Source organism: Kitasatospora aureofaciens (assembly GCF_001188955.3).
In the GTDB taxonomy this organism is placed as follows: Bacteria; Actinomycetota; Actinomycetes; order Streptomycetales; family Streptomycetaceae; genus Kitasatospora; species Kitasatospora aureofaciens.
The window spans coordinates 23324-37708 of sequence record NZ_JPRF03000015.1; the positions used below are offsets into that span (position 1 = coordinate 23324).

Consider the following 14385-nt stretch of genomic DNA (forward strand, 5'->3'; position numbering starts at 1 on the left):
GGACGTCCGAGGGCACGCCGGAGCACGCGCCAGTGGGGGGGGAACGGCCCGGCCTGGCACCCAAGTTGGACTAGACCACTGAAGTGGATCCGCCCGCGCACTGTCAATGGTCCAGACCGGTTCCCGGCTCCTCCGGTTGCCGGGGGTGACACCCCGTCGAAGGATGGAGGGGTGACTTCGCCCGGCTACCTCCGCCACCCCCACCTGCACGGCGGCCTGCTCACCTTCACCGCCGAGGACGACGTCTGGCTCGCCCCGCTGGACGCCGACGGCGCCGCCACGGGCCGCGCCTGGCGGGTGGGCTGCGACCGCACCCGGGTCAGCAACCCCCGGTTCTCCCCGGACGGCACCACCCTCGCCTGGACCAGCTGGCTCGGCCTGACCCCCGAGGTGTGGACCGCCCCGGTCGAGGGCGGCGAGGCCCAGCGGCTCAGCTACTGGGGCAACCAGGACACCCGGGTGCGCGGCTGGCTACCGGACGGCGAGGTGCTGGCCGTCACCTCCTTCCACGAGCCCTTCGGCCACTACACCTGGGCGCACGCCCTGCCCGTCGACGGCTCCCCCGGCCGCCGGATGCCCTGGGGGCCGGTCGGCGACGCCCAGATGAGCCGGGAGCGGACCGTCCTGCTCACCGGCTCCGCCCCGCACGAACCCGCCGCCTGGAAGCGCTACCGCGGCGGCGCGATCGGCCGGCTCTGGGCGGACGGCGAACTGATCCTGCCCGAGCACACCGGGCACCTCGCCTCCCCCATGCCGGTCGGCGACCGGATCGCCTTCCTCTCCGACCACGAGGGCATCGGCAACCTCTACTCCTGCCGCCCCGACGGCACCGACCTGCGCCGGCACACCGACCACGCCTCCTACTACGCCCGCGAGGCCGCCACCGACGGCACCCGGATCGTCTACCAGCACGCCGGCGACCTCTGGCTGCTCGACGGACTGGACGCCCCCGCCCCGCGCCGGCTGCACGTCCCGCTCGGCGGCGCCCGGGCCGGCCGCCGCCCGTACCAGGTCAGTGCCGCCTCCCAGGTCAGGGACCTCGCCTGCGACCGGACCGGCCGGGCCGGGGTCGTCACCGTGCGCGGCAGCCAGTACTGGCTCACCCACAAGGACGGCCCGGCCCGCGCGCTCGCCGACACCCCCGGGGTGCGGACCCGGCTGCCGGTGGTGCTCGGGCACACCGGCGAGGCTGCCTGGATCACCGACGCCCTGGGCGCCGACGCCGTCGAGGTGATGCCGCTGCCGGGGCACGACGTCCCCGCCGAGCTCACCAGCGGGGCCCGGCACCACCACCGGGTGCTCGCCGCCGGGAAGCTCGGCCGGGTCCTGGAGCTCACCGCCTCCCCCGACGGCGCCCAGCTCGCCGTCACCGCCTCGGACGGGCGGCTGCTGCTGGTCTCCGCCGCCGACGGCGAGGTCCGCGAGCTCGCCGCCTCCGGCTACGGGCCGGTCACCAGCGCCCGGTTCTCCCCCGACTCGCACTGGATCGCCTGGTCCCAGCCGGCCGCCGGCCGCTCGCTGCGACGGATCCGGCTCACCCGCACCGACGCGTCCGCCCCGATCACCGACATCACCGACGGCCGCTTCGAGGACGAGCAGCCGGTGTTCACCCGGGACGGCCGCTACCTGGCCTTCCTGTCCTGGCGCGGTTTCGACCCGGTCCACGACGTGCACACCGGCGACCTCTCCTTCCCGGTCGGCTGCCGCCCGTACCTCGTGCCGCTCACCGCCGACACGCCCTCCCCGTTCTCCGCGCCCGCCGAGGACGGTGCCCCGCGCGGGGACGGCGGCGGCGACGGCACCGTCCGGGTCGACCCCCAGGGCATCGGCGACCGGCTGCTGCAGTTCCCGGTGATCGCCTCCAAGTACTCGGCCACCGACGCGGTGCGCGGCGGACTGCTCTGGCTGCGCTGGCCGATCTCCGGCACCCTCGGGCAGACCTTCGCCAGCCCCGAGGACACCTCCGGCCGCCCCTCGCTGGAGTACTTCGACCTGGCCCGGGGCAGCCGCACCACGCTGGTGGACAAGCTGGACGGCTACGCGGTCTCCGGGGACGGCGGCTCGATCGCGGTCTACTCGGCCGGGACGCTGCGGGTGATCCCGGTCGGCGCCCCCTCCGCCGGAACCGGCGTCGACCTGCGCCGGATCACCCACACCGTGCACCCGGCCGCCGAGTGGCGCCAGGCGTACCACGAGGCGGCCCGGATCGTCCGGGACCAGTTCTGGGACGAGCGGATGTCCGGCCTGGACTGGCCCGCACTGGTCGCCCAGTACGAGCCGCTGCTGGAACGCATCTGCTCACCCGACGACTTCGCCGACCTGCTGCGCGAACTCCTCGGCGAACTCGGCACCTCGCACGCCTACGTCACCCCCTCCCGGCGCGCCGAGGGCCCCACCCTCGCGCAGCAGCCGCTCGGGCTGCTCGCCGCCAACGCCCACCGCTCCCCCGACGGCCGCTGGCTGGTCGACCGGGTGCTGCCCGGCGAGTCCTCCGACCCGCGCGCCCGCGCCCCCCTCGCCGCCCAGGGCGTCCGGGACGGCGACGAGCTGCTGGAGGTGGGCGGCCGCCCGGTGGACCCGGTGCGCGGACCGCTGCCGCTGCTGGCCGGCACCGGCGGCACCACCGTCGAACTGGCCCTGCGCAGCGGCCCGGACGGCCCGGTGCGGCGGATCACCGTCACCCCGCTGACCGACGAGCGGGCCGTCCGCTACCAGCACTGGGTCGCCAAGCGCCGCTCCCTGGTGCGCGAGCTGAGCGACGGCCGGTGCGGCTACCTGCACATCCCGGACCTCGGCGGCTCCGGCTGGGCGCAGTTCAACCGGGACCTGCGGCGCGAGCTCGACAAGCCCGCGCTGGTGCTGGACGTACGCGGCAACGCCGGCGGCAACGTCTCCGAACTGGTCCTGGAGAAGCTCACCCGGCACGTTCTCGCCTGGGACTTCACCCGTGACCGCGAGCCCGTCCGCTGGCCCCGGCACGCGCTGCGCGGCCCTCTGGTGGCGCTCGCCGACGAGGCCACCAGTTCGGACGGGGACGTGATCATCGCGGCGATCAAGCTGCTCGGGCTCGGCCCGGTGATCGGCAACCGCACCTGGGGCGGGGTGGTCGGGATGACCGGACGGCACGCCCTGGGCGACGGCACCCAGATCTCGGTGCCGAAGAACGCCTCCTGGTTCAGCGGCGGGCTCGGCTGGTCGGTGGAGAACCGGGGCGTTGAGCCCGACGTGCACGTGCTGCGCACCCCGCGGGACTGGGCGCGGGGGCGCCATCCGGAACTGGTCACCGCCGTCCAGCTGGCCCTGGAGCTGCTGGAGGACATGCCCGCGGCGGCGCCCCCGCCGGAGTCCACGCCCCGGCCGGACCTGCGGCGCCCGCCGCTGCCGCCGCGGTCCGGATGACGTACGGGACGGGCTCAGTCCCAGGGGTCTCCCTCGGCGGTCATGTTCTCTGCCGCGCGCCGGTCGGCCTCCTCCTGGGCGCGCCTCTCCTCGGTCTCCCGGGAGCGCTCGACGTCGTCACCGAACGCGTCGGCCGCCTCGTCGTGGGCGAGGGCGGCGCGCTGGGCCGGGCCCTCCCCCGTACTCCCGGGCTGCGGCGGCCGGTGGAACAACCTGTCCAAGATTCCCATGACTCCTCCTTGTACGAACGGAACGCTCTTGCGGACGAACCGACGGAATTCCGGGCTGCCCCCACTCTCACACCGGCCGTACACGGCTGCACCTTGAGCCTTTGGTCCCGGCGGAAGGCGCCGAAGGGCCGTAGCCGGAGGCGCCCGGCGGGCGGAGGGTGGGCGGTGCGGGGAACGCGTCGAAGGGCCGTGGTCGGGGGCGCCCGACAGGCGGAAGGTGGGCGGTGTGAGGAACTCGGCCGAGGAACTGCACAACGGGCCGCGCCGGCGGGTCGGCCCGCTGGCCGCGCTGGACGGGCGGCTGCCCGGCGTCCACGACCTGCTGCTGCTGCAGTGCCCCAGCTCGCTGCACCCGCTGACCGGCGGCGGGCTGCCGGACTGGGCCCGCACGGTCCTGCGGGCGCACCCGTGGGTGACCGTCGGCCGCGCGCCCGCCGTGGTCGGCACCCCGGTGGACGTTCCGCGGCCGCGGCACTGCACCCGGGACCCGGAGGCCGCACCCGAGCACTGGCTGCCGGTGACCGTACGCGGCCCGCGACCCGGCCAGCGGCTGGACGCCCTGGCCCCCTGGGCGGCGGTGGCCCGCACCCTGCGGCCCGAGCGGCTGGCCGAACGGCGGGCACGGCTCGCCCCCGAGCGGATCACCGACATACCGGCGCTGGCCCTGCTCCCGGAGGCCGGCCGGCTGGTCGCGGACCACCGCCTCGCCTGGGGCCCGATCGGCGCGGTCGGCTACGAACTGGGCACCGGCGTCCCGGTCGCCGGGCCGCTCAGCCCACTGCGGCTGGTGCTGCGGGCCCCGCACCCGATCAGCCGACGCGACGCACTGCAGCTGCGCCGGGCGCTGAGCAAGCTGCCGGTACCGGTGCAGGCCGAGCTGGAGACCCGCTACGGCGCGGTCCAGCTGGCCGAGTACGCGGCGGGCGTGCACACCTTCACCCTGCTGACGCCGTACGGGCCCCGCGAGGTCCACGATCCGTGGTTCCCGCGGGGCCCGTACGGCTGACCGGGGTGGTCGGGGTGGTCGGGCTCAGCCGCTGACGCTGGGCGCGCCCGTCTCCAGGTGGCCGGTGAAGCGCTGGGTCCAGCTGCTGTCGGCGTCCACCGTGACGGTGAAGTCGTACCAGCCGTTGTTGTACGCGACCGCGTTGAAGAAGTCGCTGGTGCTGCCGCCGGCCGGCACCTGGTACGTCCAGGGGCCGTCCGTCCGGTAGTTGCCGGAGGTGATGGTGAAGGTCATCGGGGTGCTGCCGGAGTTGGCCATCCGGAAGTAGACCGCCAGCTTGCCGCTGCCCGGCTCGACCGCGTAGGAGGCGGTGACGGCGGCGTTCCTGCCCGGCTGGGTGAGGTCGCCGGTGAAGCGGCGCAGGAAGCGGTTGGGACCGACCACGGTGAGGTCGTACTTGCCGTTGCCGAAGCCGTTGGTGCCGCAGTTGAAGAAGTCGGTGGCCGGGCTGCCGGAGGCGACGGTGTACTGCCAGGGGCCGCCGCTGCGGTAGGCGTTGGCGTAGGCGGCGAAGTGCGCGGGCCGGGCGGCGCCGTCGTTGGACATCTTCAGCCACACGTGCATGACGCCGCTGGCGTTGGTGTCCCAGTGGTCCAGGTTGGCGTTGGGCTGGTACGGCAGGGCGCGGGCCGGCCGGGTGCCGGGCTCCTGCGCGGGCAGCGCGTTGTTGCTCGGCGAGGGGTTGGGCAGCGGGCCGCAGGTGGACAGGCCGATGGTCCGGGAGGTGTCGGGCAGCGCGGGCATGCCGTACACCGGGTTGGCGAAGTCGAAGACCGAGGTGAGGTCGCCGCAGACCTGGCGGCGCCAGGCGCTGATGTTGGGGCTGGTGGCCGGCTTGCCGATGGCGGCCGTCCACACCTCCAGGAAGCGCAGCACCGAGGTGTGGTCGAAGGTCTCGGAGTTGACCCAGCCGCCGCGGCTCCACGGGGAGACGGCGATCAGCGGGACGCGGAAGCCGAGGCCGATGTTGGTGGAGTTGTAGAACTCGTCCGCGGTGCCGGCGGGCGCGGCCGGCGGCGGGACGTGGTCGAAGAAGCCGTCGTTCTCGTCGTAGTTGATCAGCAGGACGCTGGAGTTGAACACGTCGGGGTCCGCGTTCAGGGCGTCCATCACCAGGTGGACGAAGTGCGCGCCGTCCTGCGGGGTGGCGTAGGGGTGCTCCGAGGACTGCTGGTCGGCGACGATCCAGGAGACCTGCGGCAGGGTGCCGTTCAGCACGTCGGCCCTGATCGCGGCGGCGATGTCGTCCGGGGTCCGGCCGGTGACGGCGGGGACGGAGCCCATGCCCTTGACGGCGAGCGGGCTGCCGGCCGCGGCGCCGGTGAACTGGCTGAAGTAGGCGAGGGCGTTGTCGCCGAAGTTGTCGTTGGCGTTCTGGTAGACCTTCCAGCTGACGCCGGCCTTCTCCAGCGCCTCGGCGTAGGTCTGCCAGCGCAGGTTGGACTCGGATCCGCCGTCGTAGGCGGGGCCCCCGGCGGTGCCGCTGGGGTCGATCCAGCCCGACCAGTGGTAGGTGCGGTTGGGGCCGGTCGCGCTCAGCACCGAGCAGTGGTAGGCGTCGCAGACGGTCCAGTTGTCGGCCAGCGCGTAGTGGAACGGGATGTCGCCGCGCTGCAGGTAGCCGAGGGTGCGGACGGTGCCCTTGGCGGACACCCAGGAGTCCATCTTGCCGCCGTTCCAGGCCTTGTGCTGGTCGGACCAGGCGTGCGAGAGGTCGCCGTTGCACTGCGCCTGGGTCTCCGGGGAGCCGCCGGCGCCCGAGGGGTTGAAGGCCCACGGGTACTGCCGGGCGAACAGGCCGTTCGGCTGGTTGAAGACGCTGTAGCCGCCGGAGAGCTGGATGGTGGCCTTGTCGGCGAAGCCGCGCACGCCCTTGAGGGTGCCGAAGTAGTGGTCGAAGCTGCGGTTCTCCTGCATCAGGATCACCACGTGCTGCACGTCGGTGATGGTGCCGGTGGTGCTGAGCGTGGTGGTGGAGGCCGTCGCGGCGGCCGCGGTCCCCGCGGCGCCGGTGCCGGCCGCCGCGAGACCGGCCGCAGCCGCTCCGGACAGCGTGACGAACTTCCTACGACTCAACTCGGCCATCAGCCCGGTCCGTCCCTTCGCTGGCGATGTTGTGTACACAAGTCGGGGCTCATCGATCGCGGAGCAGTCTCCACCTCGGCCGGAGCGGGCCACCAGATGCGTGCAGCAGGGTTGTCGGACTGTTCGGCCGGGTGTCACCGAGCGACGCGGGGCTGAACGCCCGACGGATCCGCCGGGGAGGGACGGTGCAGGGTCAGCGGTCCTTGACCTCGATTCCCAGCGCATGGGCGAACTGCGGTGCCAGCTCCAGCAGTTGGGCCGAACTGATGACGGCTCCGCGCAGGCCCTGGTGGCCGTCCGCGAGGCCGAGCCGGGCGGCTCCGCGCAGGTCCGTCCCGCTCAGCACGGCCCCGCGCAGCCGGACCTCCTCCAACGTCGAGCCGGGGAAGGACACCCCGGTCAGCTTGGCCTCGCCGAAGTCCACGTCGCGCAGCAGGCAGTCCTCGAACACGACGTCCCGCAGCACGGCCGCCCGCAGGTTGACGGCCTCCAGCTTGCAGCCGCGGAACACCACCCGGCGCAGCGCGGAGCCGTACCCGGCGACCCCGGCCAGCACGCCGCCGAGGAAGGCGCTGTCCTGCCACTCGGTGTCGCTCAGGTCGCAGGCCACCCACCGCCCGGCCTGCACCCAGACCTCGTTGAACCGGGCCTGGCGCAACTTGACGCCGCTGAGCGAGACCCCGGTGAAGGCGCACTCCAGGAAGACGGCGCCGGCGGCCGACTCGTCGGTGTGCCCGCCGCCGTCGAAGTGCGTGGTGTCGTACCGGGCGTCGCTGCGCAGCGGACCTGCGTGGGGGCGCAGCAGCTCGGCGTACGGGAGGTCGGCGAGCTGTTCGGGGAAGGAACGGGGCATGATGGCGGCACCTCACGGGGCAGGGGGCGAACGGGTCGGGAGCGAGCGGGTCAGGGCGAACGGGTCTCGTCCGCATGCTCGCACGCGCCACCGACAGGGCCCCGGCCCGGCACGCCCCGGCCCGGCCGCTGCGGACGCGGCCGGGCCGGGGCGTTCGGCGGTGGCGGCGTCAGCCGCGCGCCCAGAGGGAGTTGACCCGGCTGCGCTCGGTGGCGTTCGGGTACGGGTTGGTGCAGGACGTGCCGGGGCCGCCGCCCGACATCAGCTCGCTGCACGGACCGGAGTAGTGGTCCGGGAGACCGAGCACGTGCCCGGTCTCGTGGGCCGTCACCCGGACCGAGTTGTACTGCCGGTTCTGCTGGTAGTCGAGGAAGACGTAGCCGCGCCCGTGCCCGTCGGTGCTGGCGTACGAGCCGCGGCTGTCGTTGCCCTCGTAGTAGCGGAAGTCGGCGGCCGAGCCGGCCCGCAGTTGGACGTTGCTGACCGAACTGTTCCAGATCTGGGCGGCGTTGGCGATCTGGGTGCGGAAGGACGGGGCGGAGCTGGCGTCGTAGGTGACCACGACGGTGGCCAGGCCCGGGTTGGCCGCCTGCTTGGCCTTGGCCGAGGCCATCACGGCCTGGAAGAACGCCTGGTTGTCCGCGGCCTCCTGGGCCGAACCGGCGTACGTCGAGGCGGTGTAGCCCTGCACGGCCGCTGCGGTCGGGGCCGCCGGGGCAGCGGCCGCGGTGGTGGGCAGCACGGCGAGGCCGGCCGCGAGGGCGAGGCCGAGGGTTGCGGACAGCACGGATCGCTTCATGTGGGGGCTCCTGAAGGGGTCCTGGAGGTGGGGGTCCGGTCCCCGGTGCCACGGCCGCTTGGGGTCGGCCTTGGGGGGACACCTGGTGACCGGGTGTCCCCAGAGCTTCGGGCAGCCCGGCGGCGGTGCGGATGATGTCAACCCGCGATAGCCCGGTGCAATGCCCCGGAACACTCCGGATTTGAGCCGTCTTTTACTCGTCTTGACTCGACCATGCCCCTGGTATTCCGTTCCGGGGGCGGCTAGGCTCCCGGTCGGGGAAGTACCCATGCGGCGACCCGCCCGTTTCCGGCCGGGCGGGCCGCCGCACCCGATTCGCCCAGGAGGCAGGTCAGTTGGCCGCCGCCACGCCGTTCACCCAGAGCGCGTCGACCTGGGCGCTCTCGTTGGCGTCGGGGTGCGCGTTGGTGCAGGACGGGCCGGGGCCGTGGCCCGACATCAGTTCGCTGCACGGGCCGGAGTAGTCGTCGGGCAGGCCGAGCACGTGGCCGGTCTCGTGGGCGACGATCCGGAGCGAGTAGTACTCCTGGGCCTGCTGGTGGTCGATGAAGATGTAGCCGTGTCCGTGTCCGTCGGTGCTGGCGTACGAGCCGCTGCCGTCGCCCTCGGTGTACGAGAAGTCGCCGGTGCCGCTGGTCTCCTGGAGCTGGACGTTGTGCACCGAGCTGTTCCAGATCTGCGCGGCGTTGGCGATGTCGCCGGTGAAGGAGGGCGCGTTGGTGGTGTCGTAGGTGACGGTGACGGTCTGCAGCCAGGGCTCGGCGGCCTGCCTGGCCCTGGCCGAGGCCATCACGGCCCGGAAGAAGGCCTGGTTGTCCACGGCCTCCTCCTGCGGACCGGCGTGCGTCGAGCCGGAGTGGGCCCGGGCGGTGTGGGTCTGCACCGCCGGGGCCGCGGGCGCGGCGACGGCGGTGGCGGTGGCGGGCAGGGTCACGAGGGCGGCGGCGAGACCCAGGCCCAGGGTCGCGGACAGCACGGATCGCTTCATGTGGGGGCTCCGATTCGCGGTGCGCCCGCCGCCCGGGCCGGTGGGGGCCGGATCCGTCGGCAGTGGCGCGCGGTGGGGGCCGCCCCGGCCAGGCCGGGGCGGTGTGGTGCCCCTGAGCTTCGACCCGCCCGGGCCCGTGGCGGATGATGTCAACCGGCGATAGCCCGGCCGCATACGGCGGCGGTCCGTCGGCCGCGCGGAGACCCGGCCCCCCGCACGACCGCCCGCGCGGAGACGCGACCGCCCGCACGACCGCCCGTATAAAGGCCCGGGCGGGCCGTCGGCGCGCCCGCGATCTCCTGTCATGTCCTTGGCGATGCGGTGCGCCGACGTCTATGCTCCCGTCGTGGAGCTGGACGTGAGACACCTGCGGGTGCTGTGCGCGATCGCCGACACCGGCAGCCTCCGCAAGGCCGCGCTCCAACTCGGCATGACCCAGCCCTCCCTCACCACCCAGCTGCACCGCATCGAACGGGCCATCGGCGGAACCCTGTTCACCCGCGAGCAGACCGGCAGCCGGCCCACCGCGCTCGGCCACTCCGTGCTGTCCCGGGCCCGGCCGGTGATCACCGAGATGGCCGCCCTGGTGGCCGCCGCCCGCCAGGAGGCCCGGGACACCACCGGACCCGGCCGCCAGCGCCGGCTGCGGATAGGCAGCGTCGGCAGCCGGGCGGTGGCCGCCTGGCTGCGCCGGGTGCACGAGCGGCTGCCGGACACCGACACCACCATCCACGTCGACGTCTCCGCCAGCGCGCTGCTGCGGATGGTCGCCGCCGACCAGCTGGACGTGGCCTTCGTGTACGAGTGCGAGGGCTTCCCGCTGCGCGTGCCGCCGGACGCCGAGCACCGGGTGCTGATGGCCCGTGAGCCGCAGTTCGTCGCGCTGGCCGCCGGGCACCCGGCCGCCGCCCGCCCGGTCGTCCACCTGTCCGACCTCGCCGAGGACACCTGGATGGTCGACCCGACCGCCGACCACGAGTACGCCGCGATGCGCCGGGTGTTCAGCGAGGCCGGGCTCAACCCCCGGGTGGTGCAGGTGCGGGACAACGCCACCGCCGCCGAGCTGGTCGCCTCCGGCGAGGCCGTCCGCCCCTGCCAGCCGACCTCGCTGCCCGGGCCCGGCACCGTGGTCCGCCCGGTGCATGGGGACCCGCTGGCCGTCCGGCTGCTGTTCACCTGGCGCCCCCGGGTGCTCAGCCAGCCCGCCCTGGACGCGCTGTACGGCGAACTGCGCGCCGCCTACCTGGATCTGGCCAAGGTCAACCCGGCCTACCTGGCCTGGCTGGCGCGGCACGAACCGGTGCTGCTGGAGCGGGTTCAGGCCTTCTGAGCCCCCGCGCCGCGGCCCTCCCGGACCGCCCGGCTCTCCCGGCCGTGGATCAGCACCCCCACCGCGACCATCAGCGCGCAGACCAGGCCCGCCGCCGGCACCCCGGATCCGCCCAGCGCGGTGCAGGCCAGCACCAGCACCGCCCCGGTCGGCGCCACCGACTGGGCGACCGGGCCGCGCTTGGTGTGCCGGGAGTGCAGGTACCAGACGGTGAACAGGTAGACCGCGGTCGGCACGGTGACCGTCGCGGTGGCGGCCGTCGCGGAGATCTCCGCCTTGTGCACGGCCGACTCCACCGCCACCTCCAGCCCGGTGCCGATCGCCGCCGCCGAGCCGAACACCAGGTAGTGCCCGTAGCCCCAGGCGAAGGCCTGCCGGTTGGAGCGCAGGTGCTCGTGGACGGGCCGGGCGAAGTAGATCCACCAGGCCGCGAAGCAGATCAGCAGTCCGCCGGCCGCCACCGGCACCAGCCGGCCCGGCTCCTCGTGCCCGTCCACCGCCGACTGCACCGCGACCGTCGCGGCGGCCACCGTCTCGCCGAGCACGATCAGGGTGAACAGCCCGTACCGCTCGGCGATGTGGTGCGGGTGCCAGGCGGTCTGCATCCGCAGTTCGGCGACCACCGGCACGGCCAGCTCGCACAGCACGCCGATCGGGACGACCACCGGGCGGGCGGCGTCCGGCAGCAGCAGCACGACCACCCAGCCGACCTGGCAGATCGTGATCCCCACCGCGTAGCGCAGCGCGACCCGGCGCGCCTCGCCCTGCTCGGCGGCCGCCGCGCGCAGCCACTGGGTGACCATCGCCAGCCGCATCACCACGTACCCGGTGATCGCCAGCGCCAGGTCCTGGGTGGCGAACAGCCTCGGCACCCCGGCGGCGAGGATCAGCACGCCGGCGATCTGCACCAGCGTGGTGATCCGGTACGGCACGTCGTCGCAGTCGTAGGCGGAGGCGAACCAGGTGAAGTTCATCCACGCCCACCAGATGGCGAAGAAGGCGAGCGCGTAGCCGCGCAGACCCTCGCCGTAGTGCCCGGCCGCGAGGGAGTGGGCGAGTTCGCGGCCGGCCTGGCCGACCGCGACCACGAAGCAGAGGTCGAAGAAGAGTTCCAGCGGGGTGGCGACCCGGTGCGGCTCGTCGCGGTCGCGCGGGACCATCCGGCGCACCGGGGGCGGGTCGACGTACTGCGCTCGGGGTGCCGCCGCCGCGGCGGGATCGCTGGTCATCGGTGCTGCTCCGGGGGGGGGGAGGGGAGGGCGGGGGCGGGGCGGCGCGGCCCGGAGAGGGGTCGCCGTCCCGCATCCTGGCAGCGGCCCGGCCCGGGCGCACGCACCGGCGCGACGCGTGCACCGGCGCCCACACGGGCACGCGCACCAGTACGACAACTCCGTTCGAAGCCGGGCGCGATGCCTTCGTGTGCCCCTTTTCTCCTTGCCGTCAGCGAGAGTTGACGCCCCGGTGCGCGAAGTGGGTGACAGCACGGCGGGTTTCCGGGCGCGCCCCGCGCGCTGCACCGCGACCGGCCGCGATGCCCCGCTAGATTCTTCCCCGGTTGGAAGCGAGCGCGGGCCCCCGGCGGGGCCCCACGACACGGGCGGCCTGCGGGCAACGCGGAAGGTCAAGGCCGGTGGCAGGACAGCGGGGGCGGCGCGGTCGACCCACCCGTGTCCGCACCACCGGCCTCGTGATCACCGCGCTGCTCGCCAGCGCCTGCCGTGCGGTCGCCCTCGCCGCCTCGGCGGCCCGGGCTACTTCTCCCAGCCGATCTTGGCGTAGTCCGTGCTCCCCAGGCCGAACGCGCCCTCGTTCGCCAGGCCCTTGCGGGTCGCCACCACGACCGGCCGCTGGTAGAGCTCGACGGTGTGGCCGAGTTCCCAGATCTTCGCGTCCGCCTGGTTGTAGAGCTTCGCGGCCTCCGCCGGGTCGAGCGTGCCGGCGGCCTTCTTCAGCAGCGCGTCGATCTCGGGCGTGCCGAGTTTCGAGTAGTTGCCGAAGACGTTGTCGCCGACCGGCAGACGGAAGTTGGTGAGCGAGGTCGACAGCGGGAACGAGTCGGTGTTCCGCCAACTGGCGATCTCGAACTTGCCCGGGTTCACGTACTTGGTGAAGAAGTCGTTGGCGGGGACCTTGTCGAGGTCGACCTTCACCCCGGCGGCCAGCCACATCGCCGCCGCAGCAGTCGCCAGGTCCAACTGCGCCTGGGGGGTGGAGTCGTTGATCACCCAGTGCAGTTCCAGCTGCTGCCCGTCCTTGGTGCGCGGCTGACCGCTGCCCGCGTCCTTCCACCCCGCGTCGTCGAGCAGCTTCCTGGCCGCGGCCAGGTCGAACTTCGCCCACTCACCGGAGTTGTCCTGGTAGCCGGCCTGGTTGGGCATGAAGATGTGGTTGCCGAGCGCCTTGAACTCCACCGGCACGCCGTTGTTCGCGATCTTGATCAACGAGGACCGGTCGAGCGCCTTGCCGAGCGCCTGGCGGACCTTCTGGTCCGCCAGGGCCCCGCCCTGGCCGAACGAGATGTGCACGTCGTCCCACGGACTGGCGGCCCGGATGACGGCGTCCTTGGCGCCCTTGAGCTGCCCGTACGCGGCGGCGGTGCCGGCCGTGGCGAGGTCGATCTCGTTGTTGAGGAACGCCTGGGTCGTCGCCGACTGGGACATCACCCGGAAGGTGATCCGGTCGAGTTTGGCCTTCGTCCCCCACCACGCCGGGTCCGGGACCAGGGTCAGGGTCTGGGCGGTCTTGTCCGCCGTCCCGATCTTCAGCGCTCCCGCCGTGATCGGGATCTTGTCCACCCAGGCCTGGTTGAAGTCCTGGGCCGTACCGATGCCGGCCGCCGGGATCAGCGGGCGGAACAGGTTCTGCCAGTCGGCGTACGGCTCGGAGAAGGTCACCTTGACCTCGGTCGGGTCCGCGCCCTGCTCGACGGAGGAGATGAGCTCGTAGCCGGAGGAGTCGGCGATGTTGTAGCCGTCCTTCTTGCCGTTGCTGGCCTCCCAGTCCGCCTTGAAGTCGAGGTAGCCCAGCGGCTTGCCGTCCGACCACTTCGCCTTGGGATTGAGCTTGTAGGTGATCACCTGCGGTGAGGTCGAGGTGATCTTCGCCTCCTGGAGATAGTCGGCGACGGGCTGGAAGTTCCCGGAGGCGTCGGTGGTGAAGAGATCGGGCTCCAGCGCACGCATGATTTCGACCGCGTCGCCGTACCTGCCGTCCACCTGGAACGGGTTCCACTGGGTGATCCACTGGTACAGCGGCAGACGCACCTCCCCGCCGTCCTTGACCTGGTCCAACGGCTTGGCGTTGATGTCCTGGGAGTCCTGTCTCGGCGGCTCGCTCTTGGCCACGTCACCCGCCGAACCGCCCCCGCCCGAGGTGCACGCGGTGACCGCGAGCGCGACGGCGACGGCGAGGGCGGTCGCCCGGCCGAGGCGGCGGGCCGTGGTGGAAGCGTCCATGAGGGTCCCCCTGGTGAGGTCTGTGGAACGGGAGTTGGGGCGCAGCAGGCATGACTTGGCTTGAGCATGGGCACTCAATCCGGCACCGAGCCAGAGGAACGTAACAGCGGATCAGATCCGCCACCAGGGGGAGGAGCGCACACCTGATCCAAAAGTCACGGGCCGCAACGCTGCCGCAACACCCCCGCCGTGCCGGGGTGCTTCACTCTGACCTGCGCTTTCCCCGACCCGCCCGTCCCG

10 protein-coding genes are annotated in these 14385 nt (G+C 73.4%); 3 read left to right on the forward strand and 7 right to left on the reverse strand.

Going from position 1 to position 14385, the window contains the following annotated elements; translation table 11 throughout:
• The first annotated feature begins 171 nt into the window (after positions 1–171).
• A complete protein-coding gene (locus HS99_RS08110; protein ID WP_030290041.1) occupies positions 172–3399 on the forward strand; it encodes a S41 family peptidase in 3228 nt (1075 codons plus the stop codon).
• Positions 3400–3413: 14 nt separating this feature from the next.
• Here HS99_RS08110 and HS99_RS08115 read toward each other — a convergent pair whose 3' ends face one another.
• On the reverse strand, positions 3414–3629 hold the full coding sequence (locus tag HS99_RS08115) for a hypothetical protein (protein WP_030556902.1): 216 nt from the start codon (positions 3627–3629) through the stop codon (positions 3414–3416).
• 226 nt (positions 3630–3855) lie between these two features.
• Between HS99_RS08115 and HS99_RS08120 the strand changes: the two genes are divergently transcribed.
• Positions 3856–4635: a phosphoribosyl-dephospho-CoA transferase MdcG domain-containing protein gene (locus HS99_RS08120; RefSeq protein WP_050366774.1), complete on the forward strand. Its 780-nt coding sequence runs from the start codon at positions 3856–3858 to the stop codon at positions 4633–4635.
• A gap of 24 nt (positions 4636–4659) precedes the next feature.
• Here the strand turns inward: HS99_RS08120 and HS99_RS08125 are convergent, their stop codons facing one another.
• From HS99_RS08125 to HS99_RS08140, 4 genes are all read right to left on the reverse strand, one after another.
• Positions 4660–6720 carry a phosphocholine-specific phospholipase C gene (locus HS99_RS08125; RefSeq protein ID WP_030290044.1) on the reverse strand — a complete coding sequence of 687 codons (2061 nt, stop codon included), beginning with the start codon at positions 6718–6720 and terminating at the stop codon, positions 4660–4662.
• 193 nt (positions 6721–6913) lie between these two features.
• Positions 6914–7573, reverse strand: coding sequence for a pentapeptide repeat-containing protein (locus HS99_RS08130; RefSeq protein WP_030556904.1), 660 nt, complete (start codon positions 7571–7573; stop codon positions 6914–6916).
• A 169-nt stretch (positions 7574–7742) separates the two neighbouring features.
• A complete protein-coding gene (gene snpA / locus HS99_RS08135; RefSeq protein WP_030290046.1) occupies positions 7743–8372 on the reverse strand; it encodes a snapalysin in 630 nt (209 codons plus the stop codon).
• Between the two features lie 331 nt (positions 8373–8703).
• On the reverse strand, positions 8704–9360 hold the full coding sequence (locus HS99_RS08140; protein WP_030556906.1) for a snapalysin family zinc-dependent metalloprotease: 657 nt from the start codon (positions 9358–9360) through the stop codon (positions 8704–8706).
• Positions 9361–9676: 316 nt separating this feature from the next.
• Here HS99_RS08140 and HS99_RS08145 point away from each other — a divergent pair, with 316 nt between their 5' ends.
• Positions 9677–10690 carry a LysR family transcriptional regulator gene (locus HS99_RS08145; protein ID WP_030290049.1) on the forward strand — a complete coding sequence of 338 codons (1014 nt, stop codon included), beginning with the start codon at positions 9677–9679 and terminating at the stop codon, positions 10688–10690.
• Here the strand turns inward: HS99_RS08145 and HS99_RS08150 are convergent.
• On the reverse strand, positions 10678–11919 hold the full coding sequence (locus HS99_RS08150) for a low temperature requirement protein A (protein WP_030598344.1): 1242 nt from the start codon (positions 11917–11919) through the stop codon (positions 10678–10680). The two genes, HS99_RS08145 and HS99_RS08150, sit on opposite strands and share 13 nt — an antisense overlap.
• A gap of 522 nt (positions 11920–12441) precedes the next feature.
• Entirely contained in the window at positions 12442–14145 is a 1704-nt protein-coding gene (locus HS99_RS08155; RefSeq protein ID WP_030556909.1) for an ABC transporter family substrate-binding protein, read from the reverse strand.
• Positions 14146–14385: the final 240 nt, after the last annotated feature.

What these genes read in the sequence shown, in the direction of transcription:
- HS99_RS08115 (WP_030556902.1), bottom strand. Translation starts at nt 3,629, where the DNA reads ATGGGAATCTTGGACAGGTTGTTCCACCGGCCGCCGCAGCCCGGGAGT.
- HS99_RS08125 (WP_030290044.1), bottom strand. Translation starts at nt 6,720, where the DNA reads ATGGCCGAGTTGAGTCGTAGGAAGTTCGTCACGCTGTCCGGAGCGGCT.
- HS99_RS08130 (WP_030556904.1), bottom strand. Translation starts at nt 7,573, where the DNA reads ATGCCCCGTTCCTTCCCCGAACAGCTCGCCGACCTCCCGTACGCCGAG.
- snpA (WP_030290046.1), bottom strand. Translation starts at nt 8,372, where the DNA reads ATGAAGCGATCCGTGCTGTCCGCAACCCTCGGCCTCGCCCTCGCGGCC.
- HS99_RS08140 (WP_030556906.1), bottom strand. Translation starts at nt 9,360, where the DNA reads ATGAAGCGATCCGTGCTGTCCGCGACCCTGGGCCTGGGTCTCGCCGCC.
- HS99_RS08145 (WP_030290049.1), top strand. Translation starts at nt 9,677, where the DNA reads ATGCGGTGCGCCGACGTCTATGCTCCCGTCGTGGAGCTGGACGTGAGA.
- HS99_RS08150 (WP_030598344.1), bottom strand. Translation starts at nt 11,919, where the DNA reads ATGACCAGCGATCCCGCCGCGGCGGCGGCACCCCGAGCGCAGTACGTC.
- HS99_RS08155 (WP_030556909.1), bottom strand. Translation starts at nt 14,145, where the DNA reads ATGGACGCTTCCACCACGGCCCGCCGCCTCGGCCGGGCGACCGCCCTC.